Origin of the sequence: Microbulbifer sp. SH-1, assembly GCF_011326135.1 — a bacterium.
GTDB lineage: Bacteria > Pseudomonadota > Gammaproteobacteria > Pseudomonadales > Cellvibrionaceae > Microbulbifer > Microbulbifer harenosus.
Genome location: NZ_CP046948.1, coordinates 1,229,603 through 1,248,809 on the forward strand (window position 1 = coordinate 1,229,603; position 19,207 = coordinate 1,248,809).

Consider the following 19,207-nt stretch of genomic DNA (forward strand, 5'->3'; position numbering starts at 1 on the left):
ATTGCTTAATCCTTATACCGCCCTCACGTTACCCCCTGGGGCGGCCAGGGGAACGAAGGATAAAGGAACACCTGATGCAGAGCGAGCTATTCCAAGGAAGAACGGTTTCCACTAATTTTGACTATGCCCGTAGCCAGTCATTTCCAAATACCCCTCCCCCCTATGGCTGCCGGATACCGAGACTGGCCCCTCCCAGTAGCGCGTGACACCGCGGTTCCAGTAATCGCCGGGCCAGGACCGGATTTCGAGGTCCAGCTCGATAGAGGGCACCGTCAATTGCCAGACTACCGGTACTTCGCCAAAGTGACTGTCGAGATAGGCGATGGGTTGCAGGCTGAAGGCGTCTCCCTTCAGGGTTTGCGCACGGCCGTCGGCAGCGACCAGGGTTCCGGACTGGAAATCCTCGGCGCCGCGCACGCGGAACAGCATCAGATGGCGTCCGTCGTCCAGGTGCAGCGCCATCCAGTCCCACCCCTGCTGATCCGACTTCAGGTACTGACTGCTCCATTCGCGATCGAACCAGCCCTGCCCGCTTACCGCAAATTTTTCACCGGAGACTTCGATCTCGCCATCGCTCACCCGCAATGGATAACTGAAGTACATCGAACCCCCGCCACCGCCAGACTTGGCGCTGAAGCCGCGCTCGCCATGCAGTACCACAGGTAGCTGAGGCTCTAATTGCAGACGGTAGCGGAAGCCCTCACCGGCCACGTCCAGTACCCAGGTATTCTCATTGAGGGCATTGAGCTGCCAGTGATCGATCCAGGCTCTGAATGGCTGCGGCGTTACCCCGGCCTGACCAGTGCCGCCGCGGGCACTGCGGTCGACGAAGTGGTGTTCACCAGGGCGGCTCAGCGCGGCGTGGGCAAACCAGATCTCATTGCGGTGCCAACCCGGCACCGGCTCGGAATATGGACCGGGGCGAATCCCGGTGCGGAACAGTGTCCACTGCACGCCAAATTGCTTGCCGTCGATACTGCGCAGATTGGCCGTGAGATACCACCACTCCAGGCGATATTGTGGGTGCGGACCCATATCCCGCGGCAGATGCACGCTCATACCCGGTGCTGCCTGATGGAACCCCGCCGGCGGTTCGCGCAGCGCGTTGAACCAGGTTTCCCGCTCGGCGCCTCTCCCGCAGCCGGTCAACAACAAAAACACCAGAAGAAGGCGGCCCGCGTTACTCATTTTTCAGTGTCTCCAGCCGCACCGGATTGCCCACCAGCACACCGACAACTGCGCCAATCAGCAGGCACACCAACCACACCTGCAACCAAAAACCGGCGTAAAAATGCAGCGGCAGCGCCCAGCCGAACGCCGCGGGATTGACCCGTGCCACCAGTACCCAGCTGAGAAAAACACCCAACGGAATCGCCAGCAACGCCAGCAGCCCGGTGACCAACACGCTGTGGCCAATCAGACGCAGTCGCAACGGTTTACACCGCACACCGTAGACATACAGCAAAGTGTAACTACCCTGCCGCAGTCGGAATATCACCAGTCCCATCAGCGCCAGCACGGTGCCGGCCAGTGCCAACGTGAGTACGTTCAACATACGGGTCATCTGAAAAGTGCGCGCAAACGCCGCATTGGCGGACCGCTTCAAACCGGCCTGATCCCGCAGGCGGCTGCGCCCGAGCCACGGGTGTTGCTGCGGCCAATCTTGCCAGGGGATGCTATGAATGTCGGCAGCGCCCAATACAAAGGTGGAATAGCGGTCAGGCAGCGCATCAGACACCATGGCCAGCGGCAGCATCAACTCCCCCTCGGGCCTACCGTAATCGGCATAGATTCCGATGACGTCGCGCGTGTGCGACCTTGCACCCAGGCGAAAGCGGATGCGATCTCCCACAGCAATCGATTGACGGCGCGCCAGTTGCTCATTGATCAGCACTCCACGCCGAGCCAGTTCCGCCCAGAGATCCGGTATTTCAGAAAGGAAGGGCCACGCCTGCAACAGCGGCGAGGCCGGGTCTACCCCCAACACATCTACCGGCAACAGATCCGTCGTCGATTGCTCCGTACTAATTTGACCGGCGCGCGCTGAATACAACAAGGCACGGGTGCGCACCATAGGCAAGACGCTGGTTACCCCGGGTATCTGCCGCAGCCGAGCGCGCCACTCCTCCGTCGCCACTGGCACACCGGGGTCCAGATAGAGATCGCCCTGCAGGCGCTGGTCGAGCCAACGGGCAAAGGTGGATTCAAAGCCGGTGACCATCGCGTGCACGCCGATGGCGGTGGCGATAGCAAATGCCAATGCGGTCAACGGCAGGCTCAACAGTCTGCACAGCGCGCGCATCTCGGAACAGGACCACTCCAACAGCGGCCGCCGGCAGCGGCGCTCCGCACAGGCGAGCAGCTTGTTCAGCAGATCAGGCAGCAGTAGACCGGCGCCCATCAGACAGCCAAGGGCAGCGAGAAATATCAGCCACAAATGGCCGGCCTCCCGCAAGCCGATCAACGAGAGCACCAGCAGCACCAGTGCCAACAGCCCCCGCCAGCGGCTCGTCGCGCCGGTATCCGTTTGGGGGCCGCCCGCTTGAATCCCACTGCCGTGTAACCCGCCGTGCCGATCTCTTCGCCCCAGCAACAGCAAATCAACACAGGCCCAACCGACCACCACCGCGAGGATCAGTACCATGCCGAGCCAGGTTTCCGGTGTGGGCGCGCGCATGACCAGGGTGTCGACACTGAACAAACCGCTGAGCGTGCTCTCAAACCCCGTGGCCATCGCCGATGCCAGCCACTCGCCGAGCCACATTCCAACCGTACCGCCGGCCAGCGCAATCAGCAGCACCTCGGCGATCAGGGCCATACGCAATCTCCCCACCGTCACCCCGAGGCGAATCAGAATCTCCAGGCTGCGGCGGCGCTGTTCCAGCGCAAAGCGGTAGACACTGCGCACCAGCAGTGCGGCCACCAATAGCATCAGCGCCCCCAGGGCATCGAGACTCAGCAGGAAAGACTCCACCAGTGGATCCGGCTCCACCCCGTAGTCTTCGACCTCGGCGCGATAAGCGGCGGGAAGCGGTACCCGTTCCACCTCCGCCGCGGGCAATAGAATCTGCAGCCTGCCGTGCCCAGCCCCAGCCAGATCCGCGGCGACTGAAATATCCGCAAACAGTTGCCCGCGCGGCACACCGTCGATTACATCTGTCTCAATATCTTCTACACCCGGCAGCGACAACTGCCGCCAGCGCGCCAGATCGCTGGCACTGCCCAACAGCAGCGGATGATCGGAACCCGCCAACCCGGCCATCAAGGTGCTCGCCACGGACGCCGCACCCTCCGCCAATGCTCTTTCGCCCCGCCGCTGGCGGTATTTTCGCAGGCATGCGGCACTTAAGGGGTCGATGCCAATCACAACCGGCGCCTCACTCTCACCCGTTGTGAAGCGCACCTCCAAACGCGGCGATGCGCAAAGCCCCGCGCGACGCAACCGCGCAAAATCCTCCACCGACAACGGCTCACCGTCCACCCGCACCACACTCAGAAGTGGCTCCAACACCGCCGTGGAGTCAGCCACCGCATTTCCTGCCGCTGCCGTCAACGAGCGAACGCCGCTCCAGAGCATGGCGGCGCACACCAGAATCAACAGCAGACCAGCCAATTGCCCCGGATGGCGACGGTAATGGCTCAGGAAGACAGTGCCGAGTCCCATAGGTGCAGGGCTCCTTCCCGCAGCTCAAGAATCCGGTCGCAGCGTTGCGCCAATTCAGGATTGTGAGTGACGATCAGCGCGCCCAGCGCGCGTTCGCGGATCGCGTCGAAGAATAGCGGCGCCACGCGCTGGGCGGTGGCGTAATCGAGACTACCGGTGGGTTCGTCGGCCAGTATCAGCTCTGGCTGCATCGCAAACGCACACGCCAGCGCCGCTCGCTGGCGCTGACCACCGGACAGTTGGTCAGGATAGCGATGCGCAACCTCGGCAATACCCAGGCGCGCAAGTAGCACTTCGCCTTCATGGGTTTCCAGACCCGCCAGCCCGGCGCGAAAAACAATATTGCGGGAAACAGTAAGAGTGGGAATCAGGTTGCCATCCTGGAACAGCGTGGCAATGCGAGTGCGGCGCAACTCCGCCCAATCGCTGTCCGTCAGATCAGAATGGGCGCGACCGAACACCCGCAACATGCCGCTGTCCGGCAGCAGCAGGCCATTGAGAAGGTTCAACAGCGTGCTCTTGCCCGAACCTGAAGGCCCTATGACCGCCACCGCTTCACCTCGGCGCAGTTCAAGCGACAACCCACGCAGAACAGCAATCTGCTCCGCGCCATTGCGGTATGCGCAGTAAAGATTCTCTGCCTGTATCAAGGCATCATTCATAGGCTGGTAGGACTGGCTGATAGCTGATGACGCAAACAAGTCTACCCCACCAGAAACAATACCGAAGACCAGCACCCGGTCGCCGCTGTCGATATCAACGGCATTCCGTTTGACGCTGGCATTGAAGCGATACTGATATGTTTGACTTCATCCGGGGTGCCCGGCATTCTGCCCCGCTCATGGGAAGGGCGGCTGTCCATCAGCCGCATGGAACAGCATGAAACAACAACGACAATGCCTGACAAGCTGGCCCGGGATTAGTACTTTAATCCGTCGCTGCGCGATACCGGCCTGCTGCCTGCTGCTGGCCTTACTGATGGGAATGCACACCGCGCAGGCAGACAGCGATTTCTCTCCCTTTACTCTCACGGATACGACGACCCGTTACCCTCTGGTATCGCGGGAACATTCATCCGGTTTTATTCCCGCGCCACCAGGTATGACTCTGGAGCAGGCGGCAATGCAGATTCCCCAGACGCTCTCCATTTCACTGAAACCGGATTTCAGGCAGCACGAGCGCTACTGGCTCTATACCCGTGCCGTGAACGATACGAGAGAAAGCCGCTGGGTTTTCCATATCAGCAACTTTGGCTTTCAGCAGCCCAGAATATTGATTCAAAGTGACCATAGCCGGGTCATCCACACACTGAAAAACACCGGCTTCGCTGATGGAACTGACGTAAACCCCATCGGGCGGGCGACGGCCATCACCCTGCAGCCCGGGGAAGCGTTTCTGCTGGTAGTCGAGGTGACGGCAAAGCACAACACCTGGCACCCCTACATGGCCCTGATGAGTGCCCAGGAGTACGATAGCTGGGTTACCTGGCTCAACCTTACCTATTATCTCGCCATTGGTATTACGCTCGGCTTTATTCTACTGGGCCTGATTTGCTGGACGATCACTCGCGAAACACCCTTTTTCTGGGCCTCGCTCGCTGCGCTGCTGATGCTGCTTTATTATCTGGAACACAGCAGCATTCCCGTTATTCTCTGGCAGTGGGACTACGAGATAGGCCCTGCCTTCTGGATATTGGCGTCCTCAACCACTCTAGGTCAACTGGCCTTTGCCGCCAGCTTTTTGAAGATCAATCGTCGCGACGGATTCTGGTTTCAATGTTTCATCGCGGCGGCAGTCACGTCTGTCGCCATGTTGACGCTCAGCGCACTACTCCCCCTCACCACAACCGCACGCCTGTTTGCTGCGAACTACCTGCTTGTCTCCTTCTGTATCCTTGGCTCAGGTATCGCCAGGGTTCGCGCTGAAGGCAGTTACTACATCATCTATCTGCTTGGCTGGTTCCCGATGGTGCTCTCGCTGATACAGGTGCTTATGGTCATCCACGGACCGGCGCAGAATGTACAGAGCGTCACCGAGTCCTACAAGATGATCCATGTGCTTTATATCCATATTGCTCATCTGGTTCTGCACGCCGGAGCACTGATCCTGCGCCTTCGCTCCCTGCGTGAGGAAAAGCTAAAGGCCGAGTTCATGAGCCTGGCCAAATCCCAGTTCATTGCCCACAGCAGTCACGATTTGAGTCAGCCACTCAATTCCATGAGCATTTTTCTGGATCATTTACAGCCGCACATCCATGACCAGGACGGTAAGAAAATCTTTTATCGCATGAAAAGCACCCATCGGCAGATGAAAGAAGCTTTCCACGCAATCATGGATCTGGGAAAGCTGGAATCGGGAGCCATCACACCGGATTATCAGAAAGTCTCCCTTACCGATGCATTCTCCCATTTACAGTACGAATTCCAGATGCTGGCGAAAGAGAAAGGTATCGAGATCCACTTCCAGCCCTGTTCGCTTAGCGTATCCAGCGACCCGGTTCTGCTCAGCCGCATGCTGAGGAACCTGATTTCCAACGCCGTGAAATACACCAATGAAGGTAAGGTGGTGGTCGGTTGCCGGCGGCGTGGCAGCCATGTCGTGATTCAGGTGCTGGATACCGGTTGCGGTATCAACGACACCGCCCGGGAGCAGATTTTTGATATTTATCAGCGCTCAGGAATAAATGCTGCAACAACACCGGGGGCCGGCATTGGTCTGTCCATCGTCCGGCATATTGCCGAACTGCTGAAGCACCCGGTAACGGTCGTATCCATTCCCGACCGAGGCAGCTGCTTTAGTATTACCGTTCCCAGGCGAGAGCAGGCGATCAGCAGCCCGGCAGCCCTCAAACCAGAACAGCAAATGCCCGTCGTTGTCGGGCTGGTGATAGAGGATGAAACACTGAAAACGGACCTGTCGGATCGCTTCCGGAAATGGTCCTGCAAGGTAGTATCATTTCGCTCACTGGAGGCGGTCAGTAAAGGTTCCGAGCCGCTATCGCTGCTGCTCTGCGAGCCCCGCTTTCTGACACAGACGTCAGTGTGCGCCGATACACAGGCGCAACTGGCCGGACGACTGGTTTGTGCTTGTGTTGGCGATGGCGTGCAGCCTCTTCCAATATCGTGGATAAGGCTGCCTGCCATCCCTCCTGCCGCCCAGCTTCGAGCCCTGCTCAACACCGCATTGCGGCAACAGGGAGACGCCATGAACCTGGGCCCAGATATACCAGTATCAGTACCGGTATCATGACCGGGCCCGGTGATTGAAAATACGCGTCACCCCGGGTCCATCTCATCGACACCTGCGCTCTGCGGGTGTCGGTCCTGGATCAAAACGCAAACCCGGATACCAACACGCGGTCGCCGCTGTCGATATCCACCGCGATCAGGCTGCCGCTGGCATTGTCGGTGACGTACAGTATCCGCTGCCCGGCATCCAGTACCGCATCTGCCAGATCCGCTTCGGGGTTAAAAGGACTGCCGCCGCCGAACAGTTGCTCATCGCCGCTGTTGCGCTCTCCATCCGGGCCCAGGTCGTAACCGGAAATCACACTGCGGTCGCCGGTGTCGAGGTCCACGGCAACAATGGCGGATTTGCCGGACAACGCGTCCAACATCAGGACACGGTTGTTGGCGGCATCCAGAGAGACGGACACTGGGTACTGCATTACATCGCCGGCGCCAGTAACCGAGTCGGCAATTACCACGCGGTCGCCAGTCGCCAGACCCACACTCATCAGTTTCCCGCTGCCAGGGGAATAAGCGCCGTTCAGCAGCAGCAGGCGATTATTATCCGCATCCAGCGCCAGCGAGAGCGGCGCAGTAAATGCCGGCCCCGAACCGATATCCGTTGCCGGATCTTCGCCAGCGCCCGCCGAAATCAGGGTGCGGTCTCCCGTCTCCAGATCCACCGCAAACAACGCCCCCCTCTGCGCAGCGAACAGCCGATTGTTGGCAGCGTCCAGCGCCAGGGATTGAATACCATTGAATGCGGGCCCAGCGCCGATGAGATCCCCCGCTGCATCCTTACCGGACAGGATCGAGCGGTCGCCGCTTTGCGTATCCACTGCGACGATCACGGCTTCGTCATCTTCGCCATCCAGCACGAGCATACGCCCGTCCGCCTCGACCACCAGATCTTCCGGCCAGCTCAGTTCCGGGCCGGAACCGCGAATCTGGTTGGGGTTATCCGCATCGAAGCCGGACAGCAGCACGCGGTCGCCAAGAGCGCTGCCGGGTGTCAGGTCTACCCGGTAAAACTCACTGCCGCTCCAACTCCGGATATCATCCAGCACTACCAGCGATGGCGACAGATCGGCGGAGGCTCCGGGCAGCAGGGCTACCTGGGTGGGAGCAAAGAAGTTCGGGCCTTGGCCCCAGCTGTTTGCCAGCACTGACCGATCGCCACTGTTGACATCCACCACATAGACCTTTTTCAGGTAGCCATCCGCTACCCAAAGCCGGCTGGGGTCGGTGGGATCAAACAATATGTCTTCAATTGAACGGAATCGCGGCCCTTTCCCGATTATTACGCCCTCACTGTCTGTACCGGACAGCAGCGTCTTGCTGCCATCATTCAGGTTAACACTGAAGAACGCATCGCCATCGGTAACCACGGCCAGGTCGCCACCACCTGCCGGGTCAAATGCCACGACGTCCGGATCGGCAAAGGTCGCAATCTTGGTTTTGCTTTTCGCAGTCAAATCAACATCGAACAGCGCTTCAACATTGACCAGACCGTCCACCATCAGGGCACGATCCGGATTGCCAGAGTCGAGGTCGATAGATGAGGGAAACCCGGCACTGACAACGGTCGAGGTGCCGGATGCCAGGTCGTCCAGGTCCAGTGCCAACAGCTTGTCAGCATTGCCTGAATCACCGATCAAGGCCCGGTTGTTGGTGGCATCAAACGCCAGCGATAGCGGAAAGTTGAGCCCGTCCAGCAACAGCGTTCGCGCCTGTGTCGCAAGATCGACCGCAATCACCTTGCCATTCCCGTACGCAAGCGCGCCAAAATCCAGCACCAGGGCCCGATTGGCGGCAGTATCCAACTCTACCCCTACCGGCTGGTAAAAATCGATGCCATTGCCATCCCCCTTCTGGCCAATGACGCTGCGGCGCCCGAGGTTTGGCCCGTCGTTCAACTCCAGGGCCAGCAAAGCACCGGCACCCCAGGTCGAAGTATCATCGGCGACCAGCAGACGCGGCTCACCATTGGCGGAATCGAAGGCAAGGCCATGGGGCGCGATCAATGCGGGTCCGGGGTTTTCGACCTGTTCGACAGTCAGGCTGAAACTGCTTACCTCACCGCGAGCATCCTGCACGAGACCTTCCAGCGTATCGGTGCCCGCCGGCAGAGAAAGGCTGGGAACCCGCCAGCTGGCAAAGCCGTCGTCGGTGTCGGCCAACACACCATTCACAGTGACGGAAGTAATGGCATCGCCATCCGGATCACTAGCCGTACCGCGCACACTGATGGATGCGCCGGTGGTCCGGCTGCCGGAAAGCGGGAACTGAATAGAGGCTACCGGCGGCTCATTCGCCGCTTCTTCGGGCGGCGTAGAACCGTCCCCGTCCCCCTCATCGCCATCGTCATTCTCATCTCCACCGTCTTCTTCCGGCGTGGAGGGGTCCGGCTCAGAAGGCGTCGGGTTCTCTGCTACAGAATCGCCGGAACCTCCGGAACCGCCACCGCAGCCGGTCAACCAAACTACCAGGCTGGCTGCCAACAACCAGCGCCCTATCACTACGAACATACCCATACTACTTCCCCCTACTGCAATACAATTTGTTGCGTCGAATTTATGAATCACACAGACAAACGGTTACCCGGCTCAGGGCGTCACGGTTGTGCGCGTTCCGGTAATCAGGTCCACGGCGAACACTTCATGAACATTGGGATCCAGCACCACCGCGATGTCGTTATCCAGTAATTGAATGCCAGTAGGGAAGTCCAGACTGGCGCCACTACCAACGCCAGCACCGGACAACACGGTCCTGTCACCGCTGACCAGGTCCACGGCAACGACGGTTTCTGCGATGAAGTCCGCCACGAGCAACCGGTTATTCGTTTTATCGAGCACGGCGCTCTGAAGCCCCTCGAGAGCCGCACCTTCACCTACTCCGTTTCCGGAGAGTGTGGTGCGCTCACCAGTGGTCAGGTCGACGGCAAGGATGGAGCTGTCGCGGTCCATCACCAGGGCCCGGTGATTTTCCGCGTCCATAATAATGTCGCGTGCTCCGTTGAGTTCCACACCACTGCCAGCGCCGTTACCGGTTAACGTCGTGCGCTGGAGGGTGGACAGATCCATGAAAGCAATTAGAGGGTGCAGTGAGCTCGTTCCCACCAGGGCGCGCTCATTGACCGCGTCCAGAGTGATCGACGTCGGTTGCTCCAGCGTAGCCCCGGAACCGTTGCCCCCACCCGCGAGACGGGTTCTCATACCACTGTTCAGATCCACCGCCAGAACGCCCATCGCGACATCGGAGACCAGGGCACGATTATTTTCATCATCAATCACGACACCCGAGGGCAAGTCGAATGCCGGGCCCTGGCTTTCTAATGTACCGATGGAAATCAACGTTTTCGCACCGCTACGCAGGTCCACTGCCATCAGGACATCGCGGGTCATATCAGCGATATACACGGCGCGTTGATCGGCGTCGATGCCCATACCGGTCGCATTCTGAATCAGTGCGTTGGTCCCCGGATTGTCGATCAGGCGACGTGTTCCGCTCCCGTCTGTGGCTACATTGAGAATAATGTCGGTGTCATCATCCAGAATCAGGGCACGGCTGCTATTGCTATTGAGCACCACGGAAACCGGCGTTTTAAACGCGGGACTATTGGAGCCGACAAAACCGCCACCTGTACGGGGACCGGCGAGCACTTTGCGAAAACCGGAGGTCAGGTCCACGCCGAACAGGGCCCCGCTGTCATCAATGGTGGCGTCCATTACCAGCGCGCGGTTGTTGGCCGCATCCATGCTGATGGACACCGGCGAATCGAAAATGTTGTCGCCCCCGCCGATAAGGCTTCCGCCCTGGGTAAATCCGGACAAGTTGGTGCGCGCACCGGTGGCAAAATCAATGGCGATCACCGAGCGCCTGCCGGAATCCACCACCAGCGCGCGACTATTGAGCGCATCGACGGCAATATCTTCCGGGTCTTTAAAGAGCACTCCGCCGGTATCCAAACGGGTGCGAAAACCGGTATCCAGATCCACTGCGTACACAGTCCACTGGCTGGCATTTTCGAACTGGTTGTTCAGTACCAGCACGCGGTTGCGGTCAGTGTCCAAGGCTACCGCGGACGGAAAACTGAAACTCACATCGCCGCCGCCCACAGTGCTGCTGGAAAGCACAGTGCGATCACCCGTGGCCGGATTCACCGAGAACAAAACACCACCAGCGGCATTGTCGATCACCAGAACACGGTTGTTGGCCGCATCAAATGCCAGCGATTCCGGCTGACTGAAAGGTTGGCCGATGCCGACATTTTCAGCAGAAATAATCGTGCGCACGCGGGTGGTGAGATCCACCGCGATCAACGCGTCCAACCCGGCGTCAACGACCAGGGCGCGGTTGTTCTCCGCATCAAACTCTATGGCTGTCGGCGAGGCAAAGGCGCCTGCCAAAGTGCCTGACGTCAGCTGAAAATGGGCGGCATCGGTATCAATATTGCCAGCACTGTCTTCGGTGGTGACATGCAGAGTGGTTCTCCCCAGCGGTACAGGCACTTCGGCCTGCCAGGTAGCGAAGCCGTCGTCACTGGTTGCAGCAACGTCTTCGACCAGAACGCTGACAATTTCACTCTCTTCCTCGTCCACGGCGGTTCCACGCACGATGATGGTCTGGCTGGTAGTGGAAGAGACGGGCAGCGGGAAATGCACACTGGCTTGCGGGGCGGCAGAATCCGGCAAAGTGGTCACCGTAAATTCAGCGCTAATACCACCGATGGTCAGTGTCATGCTGGTGACTACACCGAATGAGTCGCCAGAGATCAGTCTCAGCTGTACGCTTTGAGCGGGTTCCACGGTGCCTTCAGCACTGGTGAAGTCGCCACCATCAATAGCGTATTCGCCACCCACTACACTGATCGGTGCCGACGAATCTGTACCAGTAACAACAATAGCGTTGGATTCGATCACTTCGCTGAATGCGACATCCGACTGCGCTTCGAAAGAGAATGCATCCGGCGCAGTATCAGGTGCGGGCGGTTCTTCAGTTTCTGGAGGCTCTTCCGTCTCCGGGGGCTCTTCGGTTTCCGGAGGCTCCTCTGTTTCCGGTGGATCTTCCGTTTCCGGTGGATCTTCCGCTTCCGGTGGATCTTCCGCTTCCGGCGGCGTCTCAGAGGGTACTTCGCCGGAAGGTTGTTCGGCGCTCTCGCCGCCACCACTGCTACCGCCGCCGCAGGCGGTCAGAGTTGTGAGGAGTAGTATCACCAGCAGGTGACGCCATTTTATTATTCCCGTGAGCATTCCTGTTTTTCCCATAATGCGAGCTTATCGATAGTGGATATAAAGGTATGAGATAACCATGTGGCACTGTTTAACTAACCGTATAAACAGCCATTTGAATAATCGCTTGAGCAACCGTGTAAATAACCGTTTGAATAAACGTGTAAATAACCGTGTAAATAACCATCTGGGCACAAATTAACTTGAAAATTTTCAGAATTCTGAAACATGAGATATGGTTATCGGGTATATTGCTGAACGCTTAAAATAAAAAAGCCCTTTCTGGTAAAAACAGAAAAGGCCAACGCTTGAGCGTAAAGAGTCTCCCGATGTACAAGAACGTAAACCCAAACAATGCGGATAATTTACGTCTTATTCGGACAGGCGGGTACCCGACAAATGTCGGGTTTTGCGCCAGAGAAAAAGCCTGGCCAGCAGTGCTGCGCTAATCAGGCACGATAGAACTGGACAACAGTAGATGGTAGATTACCCGCCCATCACGAATCGACCCTTTCGCGCATGACAAACACCCCCCACTCCGCTGCCCTTCACCACAAGTGAATTTCCTGTGCCAATCTTCCACCCGGTGTAACAACCTTACCTTGGCATCAGCCAGAATGAGTAAAGGAATGAGTTTCAAAGTACTGATCACAGAAGACCACGCGCTCTATCGGGATGGTCTATATCTGCTACTGCTGGAAGTATTCCCTGCCGTCCAGATTTTCGAAGCCGGCGATTTTGGCTCCACTCTGACGACCCTGGCAAAACACCCGGATATTGACCTGCTACTGCTGGATATCCATATCCCGGGCACCAGCGGACTCAACGGCCTGAAAGAACTCAAAGCCCGCCATCCCGCACTTCCACTGATAGTAGTATCTACCGTCGATCACCATGCCAGCATCCAGCAGATGTTAAGGTATGGAGCCGACGGTTTTATTGCGAAAACAAGCGGCAAAGCCACAATGCTCAAAGCACTCAGAGATGTAATGGACGGTGAAGTGGTAGTTGTCGGCGGTCAGAACAATAACGGCCCCATGGCACTTTCACCACGCCAGGTAACAACCCTGGAACTGTTATCGCTGGGCCTGCCAAACAAGGAAATTGCCGCGCAACTCAATATTTCTCCGGCCACGGTCAGAGAGTATGTTTCAGATCTGCTGAAACTGTTTGACTGTGATAACCGAACGCAAGCGGTCCTGAAAGCGCGGCAGCTCGGTTTTATCCTCGATTGAACTGCCGCACCATCACATTGGGCTTAGACGACCAGCATGCCGCTCATGCAGAAAGGTCCGCGTATGAAAATGTATCGTAATCATCCTCGTACATGGCCGGCAGGAAATAGGTGAAAAAGTCCATGAAACTAGCCGGCGAATTAAACAGGTACTCGCCGAAATTCGGGTCAAAGAAGCGAACCCGATTGTTGAATAGCCGGTAGGCCATCGCGTGCCCACCGTTTTCCCCATCAATATAAACCATCATATTGCGGTTGATAGTGCCGTTTGCCATCCGATCTGCATGAGCGAGCACCTCGACCGGATTTAGATCTACGTCGCCCTGGCGGCTGAGAACGATGAAATCGTTCTGGCTTTGCAATTGAAAGTCAAAGTAGTTTTCGTCCTCGTTCAACGCGCGGTTGGCGGCAACCAACGTCATTAACGCATCAATATTTACGCCGCGATACACTGACCTCCCATTTCGGATGCTCATATAAGCGCCGTAGTACTGGCCCGGATCGAACCCTCTCCGAATCAGTTTCAGATACTCAAGCGAAATCGCCCAGCAGACACCTCTCCCCACAATTGGCCGGCATTCAGGCATATTCTGGTGAAAACGCCACCCAAGTCTTCCGTTATTTTTGGTGGCAGCATTCAGCACTTTGATATGCGCTGCGTAATGCGGATCAGCCATTATTGAATCTCCATACTCATTTCTGTATATCGCTGCCCTGTGTTTATGGAGCACCGACTCTGTGCGGAAACGCGACTCTGTATATTGATACCAGCGGTGGAAAATCGGGCTGACCGGATTCGTAACGCGAGGGTTCAATGCAGTGGCGCCCCTCAAGTGCTGTCGTTACTCTAAACAACAGCACTTGCCAACCTGATCGGGCGACAATAAATGCAAAGGTATTGATTCGCCACCCAACAGGTGTCGGGTATACATCAATAAGCAGCCATGCTAATCGACGTTATCTGTGGCCCCTCTCACCTGCCCCTGACACGTCAATCTGTAACGAAACCATATGCTTGAATGGCCGCAACATGGCCTGAAAATCGCTCCCTGGCTCCAGCTGCTGCATGGCAAGCGCAATACTTTCCAGCGTCGACAGGCTGTTGCCGAGGGACGAGTGCCGAATACGATACTCAGAAGCCAACGTCCCCTCAAAGCTGACTCGTGGCAACCGTTGCAAGTCTGGATGCAAATGCAACATCTTCTTGGATTTGCGCCAGGTGGCATCAATCACAGTTAACTGTTCTAGCGTACCGGCCCGCGACGTGCCGGGCTCGACCGGATCCACGTCCGGCAACCAACTCAGTGACGGGTAAAGCAAGGCCGAGTTGGGTTTCAGCAACTGAGCCAATTGCTCATCCGCAAGCCGCTCTGCCACAATCAATTCACTGTTTTCCAGGCACAAATGTGCCATCCGCCCGGTGTTGAACGGGTGCTTCTGTTCCAGGGGGTGCTGTATGATCAGCACCTTGATTCGATTGCGGATATGCACCAGCGCGCTGCAGTAACAGACGCTCAGTGGGCGTTGGCAGGTTGAGCAGAGTGGACGCGACATAGGTGATGGTAATGGATGCTTTTTCGGTGCAGTGGCTCTCCGATGCGGAGATGCCGCTGGCCAACAAGTTCTATCGTGAGCACAAGTTTCGTGGTAAGGCGAAGCGGCATGATCCCTGCGCGGTGGTTAGGGATGCCAAGAATAGCATTATTGCCTGTGGTTGCCTGCGACAGCTGACCGACAGCCAGCTGCTGGCGGGCGTGGCGGTAGCACCGGACTGGCAGGGCCGTGGTGTGGCGCGTTTGCTGTTGAACGGCATGGCGGAGAAGTTCGATGCGCAGACATTTACCTTCCCCTACCGGCACCTTATGCCGTTTTATGCCTCACTCGGGTTTATTGAGTCTCCCTTGGAGGGCCAGCCATCGGCCATCGTGGATCGCTTTCACACCTACGAAAAACAGGGCCGGGATATTGTGCTGATGCGCTATCAACCCGCGCATTCTAGATCACAAACAGCGCCATAAATTCGTTGACCGGAGTGACCTCAAGCGCCTTCTGCTCTTTGCACAAGGCCAGGATTTCCGCGCAGCGCTGTTCCGGAAAACGCGTAGCCAGGTTGGCCAGGAATTTCTGTTCCAGCAGTGGCATGCCCTCCCCACGCCGGCGCCGGTGCCCTACCGGGTATTCCACTTCTACTTTCTCCGTGGCGGTACCGTCGGTAAAAAACACCTGCACGGCATTGGCAATGGAACGCTTGGCCGGATCCAGATAGTCGGCACTGTAGCGGGGCTCCTCCACCACCTCTGTTTTGTCGCGCAGCTGGTCTATCTCCGGGTGCGCCCGGTGGAAGCCGTCTTCGTAATATTCTGCCTGCAAGTCGCCGAATATCATCGACACGGCCATCATGTACTGCAGGCAGTGATCGCGGTCGGCGGGGTTGGCGAGTGGACCGGCCTTGGAAATGATACGGATGGCAGATTCGTGGGTAGTAATGACAATGCGCTCAATCTGGTCGAGACGGTGTTTCACCAGTGGGTGCAGGATCACCGCGGCCTCGCAGGCGGTCTGGGCATGGAATTCCGCGGGGAACGACAGCTTGAACAGAATGTTCTCCATCACATAGCTGCCGTAGCCCTGGGGGAACCGAAACCGGCGCCCGGCTTCCGGCTTCAGCTTCTGGTCCGCGACGGTTTTGCTGAACAACACGTCGTAAAAGCCCCACTGCTCCGCAGTGAGCGCGCCGGGAATGCCCATCTCACCGCGCAGGGTGATATCAGCGAGACGCACACCGCGGCTACTGGCGTCACCCGCCGCCCAGGATTTGCGCGAACCGGCGTTGGGCGCGTGGCGGTAAGTGCGCAGTGCACCGCCGTCTACCCAAGCGTGGGAGAGCGCCGCCATCACCTGCTCGCGGTTGCCGCCATTGAGCATGGTGGCAACCGCAGTGGAGGCGACTCGCACCAGCAGCACATGGTCAAGCCCCACGCGGTTGAAGCTGTTTTGCAACGCCAGCACTCCCTGGATTTCGTGGGCGCGGATCATGGCGTCCAGTACCTGTTGCATGGTGAACGGCTTCCCACCCTGCGCAAGATGTTTCTGCGACAGGTAGTCAGTCACCGCCAGGATGGCGCCGAGGTTGTCTGACGGGTGCCCCCACTCCGCAGCCAGCCAAGTGTCGTTGAAATCCAGCCAGCGCACACAACAGCCGATATCCCAGGCGGCCTTCACCGGATCCAGCCGCAAATCCGTACCCGGTACGCGCGCGCCGTTGGGCACCATCGTACCGGGCACCATCGGCCCGAGGTGTTTCGTGCACTCCGGGAATCGCAGCGCCAGCAGGCCGCAACCGAGAGAGTCCATCAGGCAGTGGCGCGCGGTGGTGAAGGCTTCTTCCGAGTCGATACGATAGGTCAACACGTAGTCGGCGATGTCCTGGATAACCTCGTCGTAGTCAGGACGGAAAGTCAGCGCAGTATTGGTATTCATATTTCATTCCTCGAAGCATCAGCAACAGGGCGAATATGGAGAGGATAGTTGCGCGGGTGCGCTGTGTGGCGGCGCCAAAACATGTACGGAAGTACCAAATAATGACACAAGTGTTTCTTGCTAGAGTCAGCATGGCATCGTACCGTTTAGCGCACGGGCCATTTGCTTGTGGAAGCAGATGGCGTGGGAGTCAGGAGCCTCACCGCAGTGGCGACATTGGACCAGAGTACCCTGGCGCCTAATACCCTGTTGCCGAACACCCTGGTGTCTATCCGATCGTTCGTCGTGTCAATTAAACAGGAGGTTTTTATGCCGCTTACGTTCCAATATGTCCCCATGAACGGGGTAGGCGTTTTGAGCACCAATACGGATGTACTCAAAACAGACGGTTTGGGAACATGCATAGCTTTACTTTTAGAATACTCGAAAGATGAGGCGGTAAAATTTGCACTGTCGCATGTACCCTATGACAACGACGCTTTATGCCTCCATGGTAAAGATGGAATACAGGCCTATCTATTATCCGTGTTTCAATTACTTGGTGACCCGCCGAAAAGTGCAACAAAAGTAACCGTGATCCACAATCGCTTCGGCTTTTCCTCTTCCAACAAAATGCTCGGTTACATTCAGACATCCCTTGAGGAAATCGGGGTAGAAAAAGTGAAGGTCGAAATATATAACACGCAAAAAAGGCTATCTGTAGCCGTTCTGAAAAATGAATCTTCAGTTCATGGCCGTCACTTCTGCTACGCCAGCAACAAGACAGAGTTTATTGATGTGTGTGATCTGGCCCAAGCCGCCATGCTGACCGGGCAAAACCTGGTTGCCACTCTCGACCCCAGAAAAAGAGCAGACAAACATAATTTCCGACGCCACGTCGATCTCTATGGGCAGGCAAGAAACTCTATAGCCTATTACTCCCAGGAGAAAAACCCATACTCCCTTACTTTAATAAGTGGCAACAGCGGCTCACCTTTTTTCGCTGAAGCCATACTATTCAGCCGGGCAAAAACAGAACACTGGACAAAAAAGAAAGCCAAGCCACCCGTGTATTCCACCTATCTAGAATGGGAAAACTCCATCAGGAGCAGAATCCTGTCAACGGTACAGTAAACAAGGTAATGGAGGCAGAGGGATGGCGGTGCTAACCTGTCTGGACTATTAATGGGCCTGACGGAGATACCATGGACACCCTTCCCCACCATTACCAAGTGGCCGCCAGCGCGGCGGCCGAAGGCAATATCACCCTGACGGCCGAGGGGCTGGCGCCCCTGGCCTCCGCCGCACCCAGCCAGTTTGATGGCCCGGGCGATCAGTGGTCACCGGAGGAATTACTGGTAGCGGCAGTGGCGGACTGCTTTATTCTGACCTTCCGTGCCATTGCCAAGTACAACAACCTCGATTGGACCAACCTGGAATGCAGCGCAACCGGCACCCTGGACAAAGACGGACGCAAAACCTGCTTCACCGCATTTGAAGTCAATGCCACGTTGCGAGTGCCCCAGGGCACGGATACAGACAAGGCACACAAGCTGCTGGAAAAGTCCGAGGAGAACTGCCTGATCACCAATTCGCTCAGTGCGCCGGTGACATTGAACGCGGAAGTCACCACCTCTTGACCGCCGCCGCGGCCACTGTAGTGCTGTGCTGTGGAACGGCAAAAACTACAGAGACAAGGATCTCACTTTCCTGATTGAACTGTTCACAGGAAATGGCGGGAATTGCTTAATGAGGAGCAACTTTTTCCGCCATTTCTCTGATTTCATCAGGCGGTCGCACGGAAATGAACTAGCTTTTAGGCGGAACAAGAATTTTCCGGCAGCCCCCATAAAAGCTGAGGTCATCGTGAACAAAAGAAAGGCTCTCTCCCTGTGCGCCCTGTTGCTTTCAACACCGGTATTTTCCGCCACCGAAGACACCACCTTCCTGGTCTCGATCACCATTGAGAACGACTGCACCATTTCCATAAACGATCTGAATTTTGGAACCGTCAACGACCTGACACCCTCTATTTCCGGCTCCACCTCCGGCACAGTGACCTGTACCGGCCTGGCGCCGGTAAGCGTCGCCTTCAGTGCGGGTACCGGCGGCACCAGCAGCTTCACTACCCGGCAGATGGACGACGGCACCAATACCATCGACTACAACCTCTACCGCGACGCGGCGAACACCGAGATTCTGGGTGACGGCACCGGCGGCACCTTTACCATCGACTTCACCAGCACCGGCGGTGCCGACGCCTTTGATGTTTACGGCCTGACCGGCGCCGGGCAAAACCCGAAGCCCGCCGGCACCTACAACTCCACCATCACCGCCACGGCAACCTTCTGATATGCGAGTAACGCGATACCTCCCACTATGGTGTGCGTTC

The 19,207-nt window shown here is 57.3% G+C and carries 14 protein-coding genes; 6 read left to right on the forward strand and 8 right to left on the reverse strand.

Annotation, left to right across the window (positions count from 1 at the left end):
* Positions 1-111 precede the first annotated feature (111 nt).
* From GNX18_RS05475 to GNX18_RS05485, 3 genes are read right to left on the reverse strand one after another with little or no spacing between them, the layout of a single operon-like run.
* Positions 112-1,188 (reverse strand): lipocalin-like domain-containing protein, encoded by a 1,077-nt coding sequence (locus GNX18_RS05475; RefSeq protein WP_166215987.1) that lies wholly within the window; start codon positions 1,186-1,188, stop codon positions 112-114.
* The gene (locus GNX18_RS05480) at positions 1,181-3,664 is read right to left on the reverse strand and encodes an ABC transporter permease (protein ID WP_166215990.1); all 2,484 of its coding nucleotides are present in this window, start codon (positions 3,662-3,664) and stop codon (positions 1,181-1,183) included. The genes GNX18_RS05475 and GNX18_RS05480 overlap by 8 nt, the downstream gene beginning before the upstream one ends.
* Positions 3,640-4,326 (reverse strand): ABC transporter ATP-binding protein, encoded by a 687-nt coding sequence (locus GNX18_RS05485; protein ID WP_166220390.1) that lies wholly within the window; start codon positions 4,324-4,326, stop codon positions 3,640-3,642. Before GNX18_RS05485 ends, GNX18_RS05480 begins: the two co-directional genes overlap by 25 nt.
* Before the next feature lie 217 nt (positions 4,327-4,543).
* Here GNX18_RS05485 and GNX18_RS05490 point away from each other — a divergent pair, with 217 nt between their 5' ends.
* Complete coding sequence (locus tag GNX18_RS05490; protein ID WP_138234606.1) at positions 4,544-6,913, forward strand: sensor histidine kinase; 2,370 nt, start codon at positions 4,544-4,546, stop codon at positions 6,911-6,913.
* A gap of 79 nt (positions 6,914-6,992) precedes the next feature.
* Here the strand turns inward: GNX18_RS05490 and GNX18_RS05495 are convergent, their stop codons facing one another.
* Complete coding sequence (locus GNX18_RS05495; RefSeq protein WP_166215993.1) at positions 6,993-9,425, reverse strand: hypothetical protein; 2,433 nt, start codon at positions 9,423-9,425, stop codon at positions 6,993-6,995.
* Positions 9,426-9,497: 72 nt separating this feature from the next.
* Positions 9,498-12,143, reverse strand: coding sequence for a hypothetical protein (locus GNX18_RS05500; RefSeq protein ID WP_166215996.1), 2,646 nt, complete (start codon positions 12,141-12,143; stop codon positions 9,498-9,500).
* Between the two features lie 608 nt (positions 12,144-12,751).
* On the opposite strand from GNX18_RS05500, the gene GNX18_RS05505 reads away from it, so the two are divergent.
* Positions 12,752-13,357 (forward strand): response regulator transcription factor, encoded by a 606-nt coding sequence (locus tag GNX18_RS05505; RefSeq protein ID WP_166215999.1) that lies wholly within the window; start codon positions 12,752-12,754, stop codon positions 13,355-13,357.
* Between the two features lie 43 nt (positions 13,358-13,400).
* Here GNX18_RS05505 and GNX18_RS05510 read toward each other — a convergent pair whose 3' ends face one another.
* Positions 13,401-14,033, reverse strand: a complete 633-nt coding sequence (locus GNX18_RS05510; protein WP_138234610.1) for a YopT-type cysteine protease domain-containing protein — start codon at positions 14,031-14,033, stop codon at positions 13,401-13,403.
* A gap of 280 nt (positions 14,034-14,313) precedes the next feature.
* The gene (locus GNX18_RS05515) at positions 14,314-14,910 is read right to left on the reverse strand and encodes a tRNA-uridine aminocarboxypropyltransferase (RefSeq protein ID WP_138234611.1); all 597 of its coding nucleotides are present in this window, start codon (positions 14,908-14,910) and stop codon (positions 14,314-14,316) included.
* Between the two features lie 11 nt (positions 14,911-14,921).
* On the opposite strand from GNX18_RS05515, the gene GNX18_RS05520 reads away from it, so the two are divergent.
* Complete coding sequence (locus tag GNX18_RS05520; RefSeq protein ID WP_240914255.1) at positions 14,922-15,374, forward strand: GNAT family N-acetyltransferase; 453 nt, start codon at positions 14,922-14,924, stop codon at positions 15,372-15,374.
* Here the strand turns inward: GNX18_RS05520 and prpD are convergent.
* On the reverse strand, positions 15,352-16,836 hold the full coding sequence (prpD, locus tag GNX18_RS05525) for a 2-methylcitrate dehydratase (RefSeq protein WP_166216002.1): 1,485 nt from the start codon (positions 16,834-16,836) through the stop codon (positions 15,352-15,354). The two genes, GNX18_RS05520 and prpD, sit on opposite strands and share 23 nt — an antisense overlap.
* A 207-nt stretch (positions 16,837-17,043) precedes the next feature.
* Between prpD and GNX18_RS05530 the strand changes: the two genes are divergently transcribed.
* From GNX18_RS05530 to GNX18_RS05540, 3 genes are all read left to right on the forward strand, one after another.
* Positions 17,044-17,949 (forward strand): hypothetical protein, encoded by a 906-nt coding sequence (locus tag GNX18_RS05530; RefSeq protein ID WP_138234613.1) that lies wholly within the window; start codon positions 17,044-17,046, stop codon positions 17,947-17,949.
* Positions 17,950-18,020: 71 nt separating this feature from the next.
* Positions 18,021-18,455 carry an OsmC family protein gene (locus GNX18_RS05535; RefSeq protein ID WP_166216005.1) on the forward strand — a complete coding sequence of 145 codons (435 nt, stop codon included), beginning with the start codon at positions 18,021-18,023 and terminating at the stop codon, positions 18,453-18,455.
* 226 nt (positions 18,456-18,681) lie between these two features.
* Positions 18,682-19,167: a spore coat U domain-containing protein gene (locus tag GNX18_RS05540; protein WP_166216008.1), complete on the forward strand. Its 486-nt coding sequence runs from the start codon at positions 18,682-18,684 to the stop codon at positions 19,165-19,167.
* Positions 19,168-19,207: the final 40 nt, after the last annotated feature.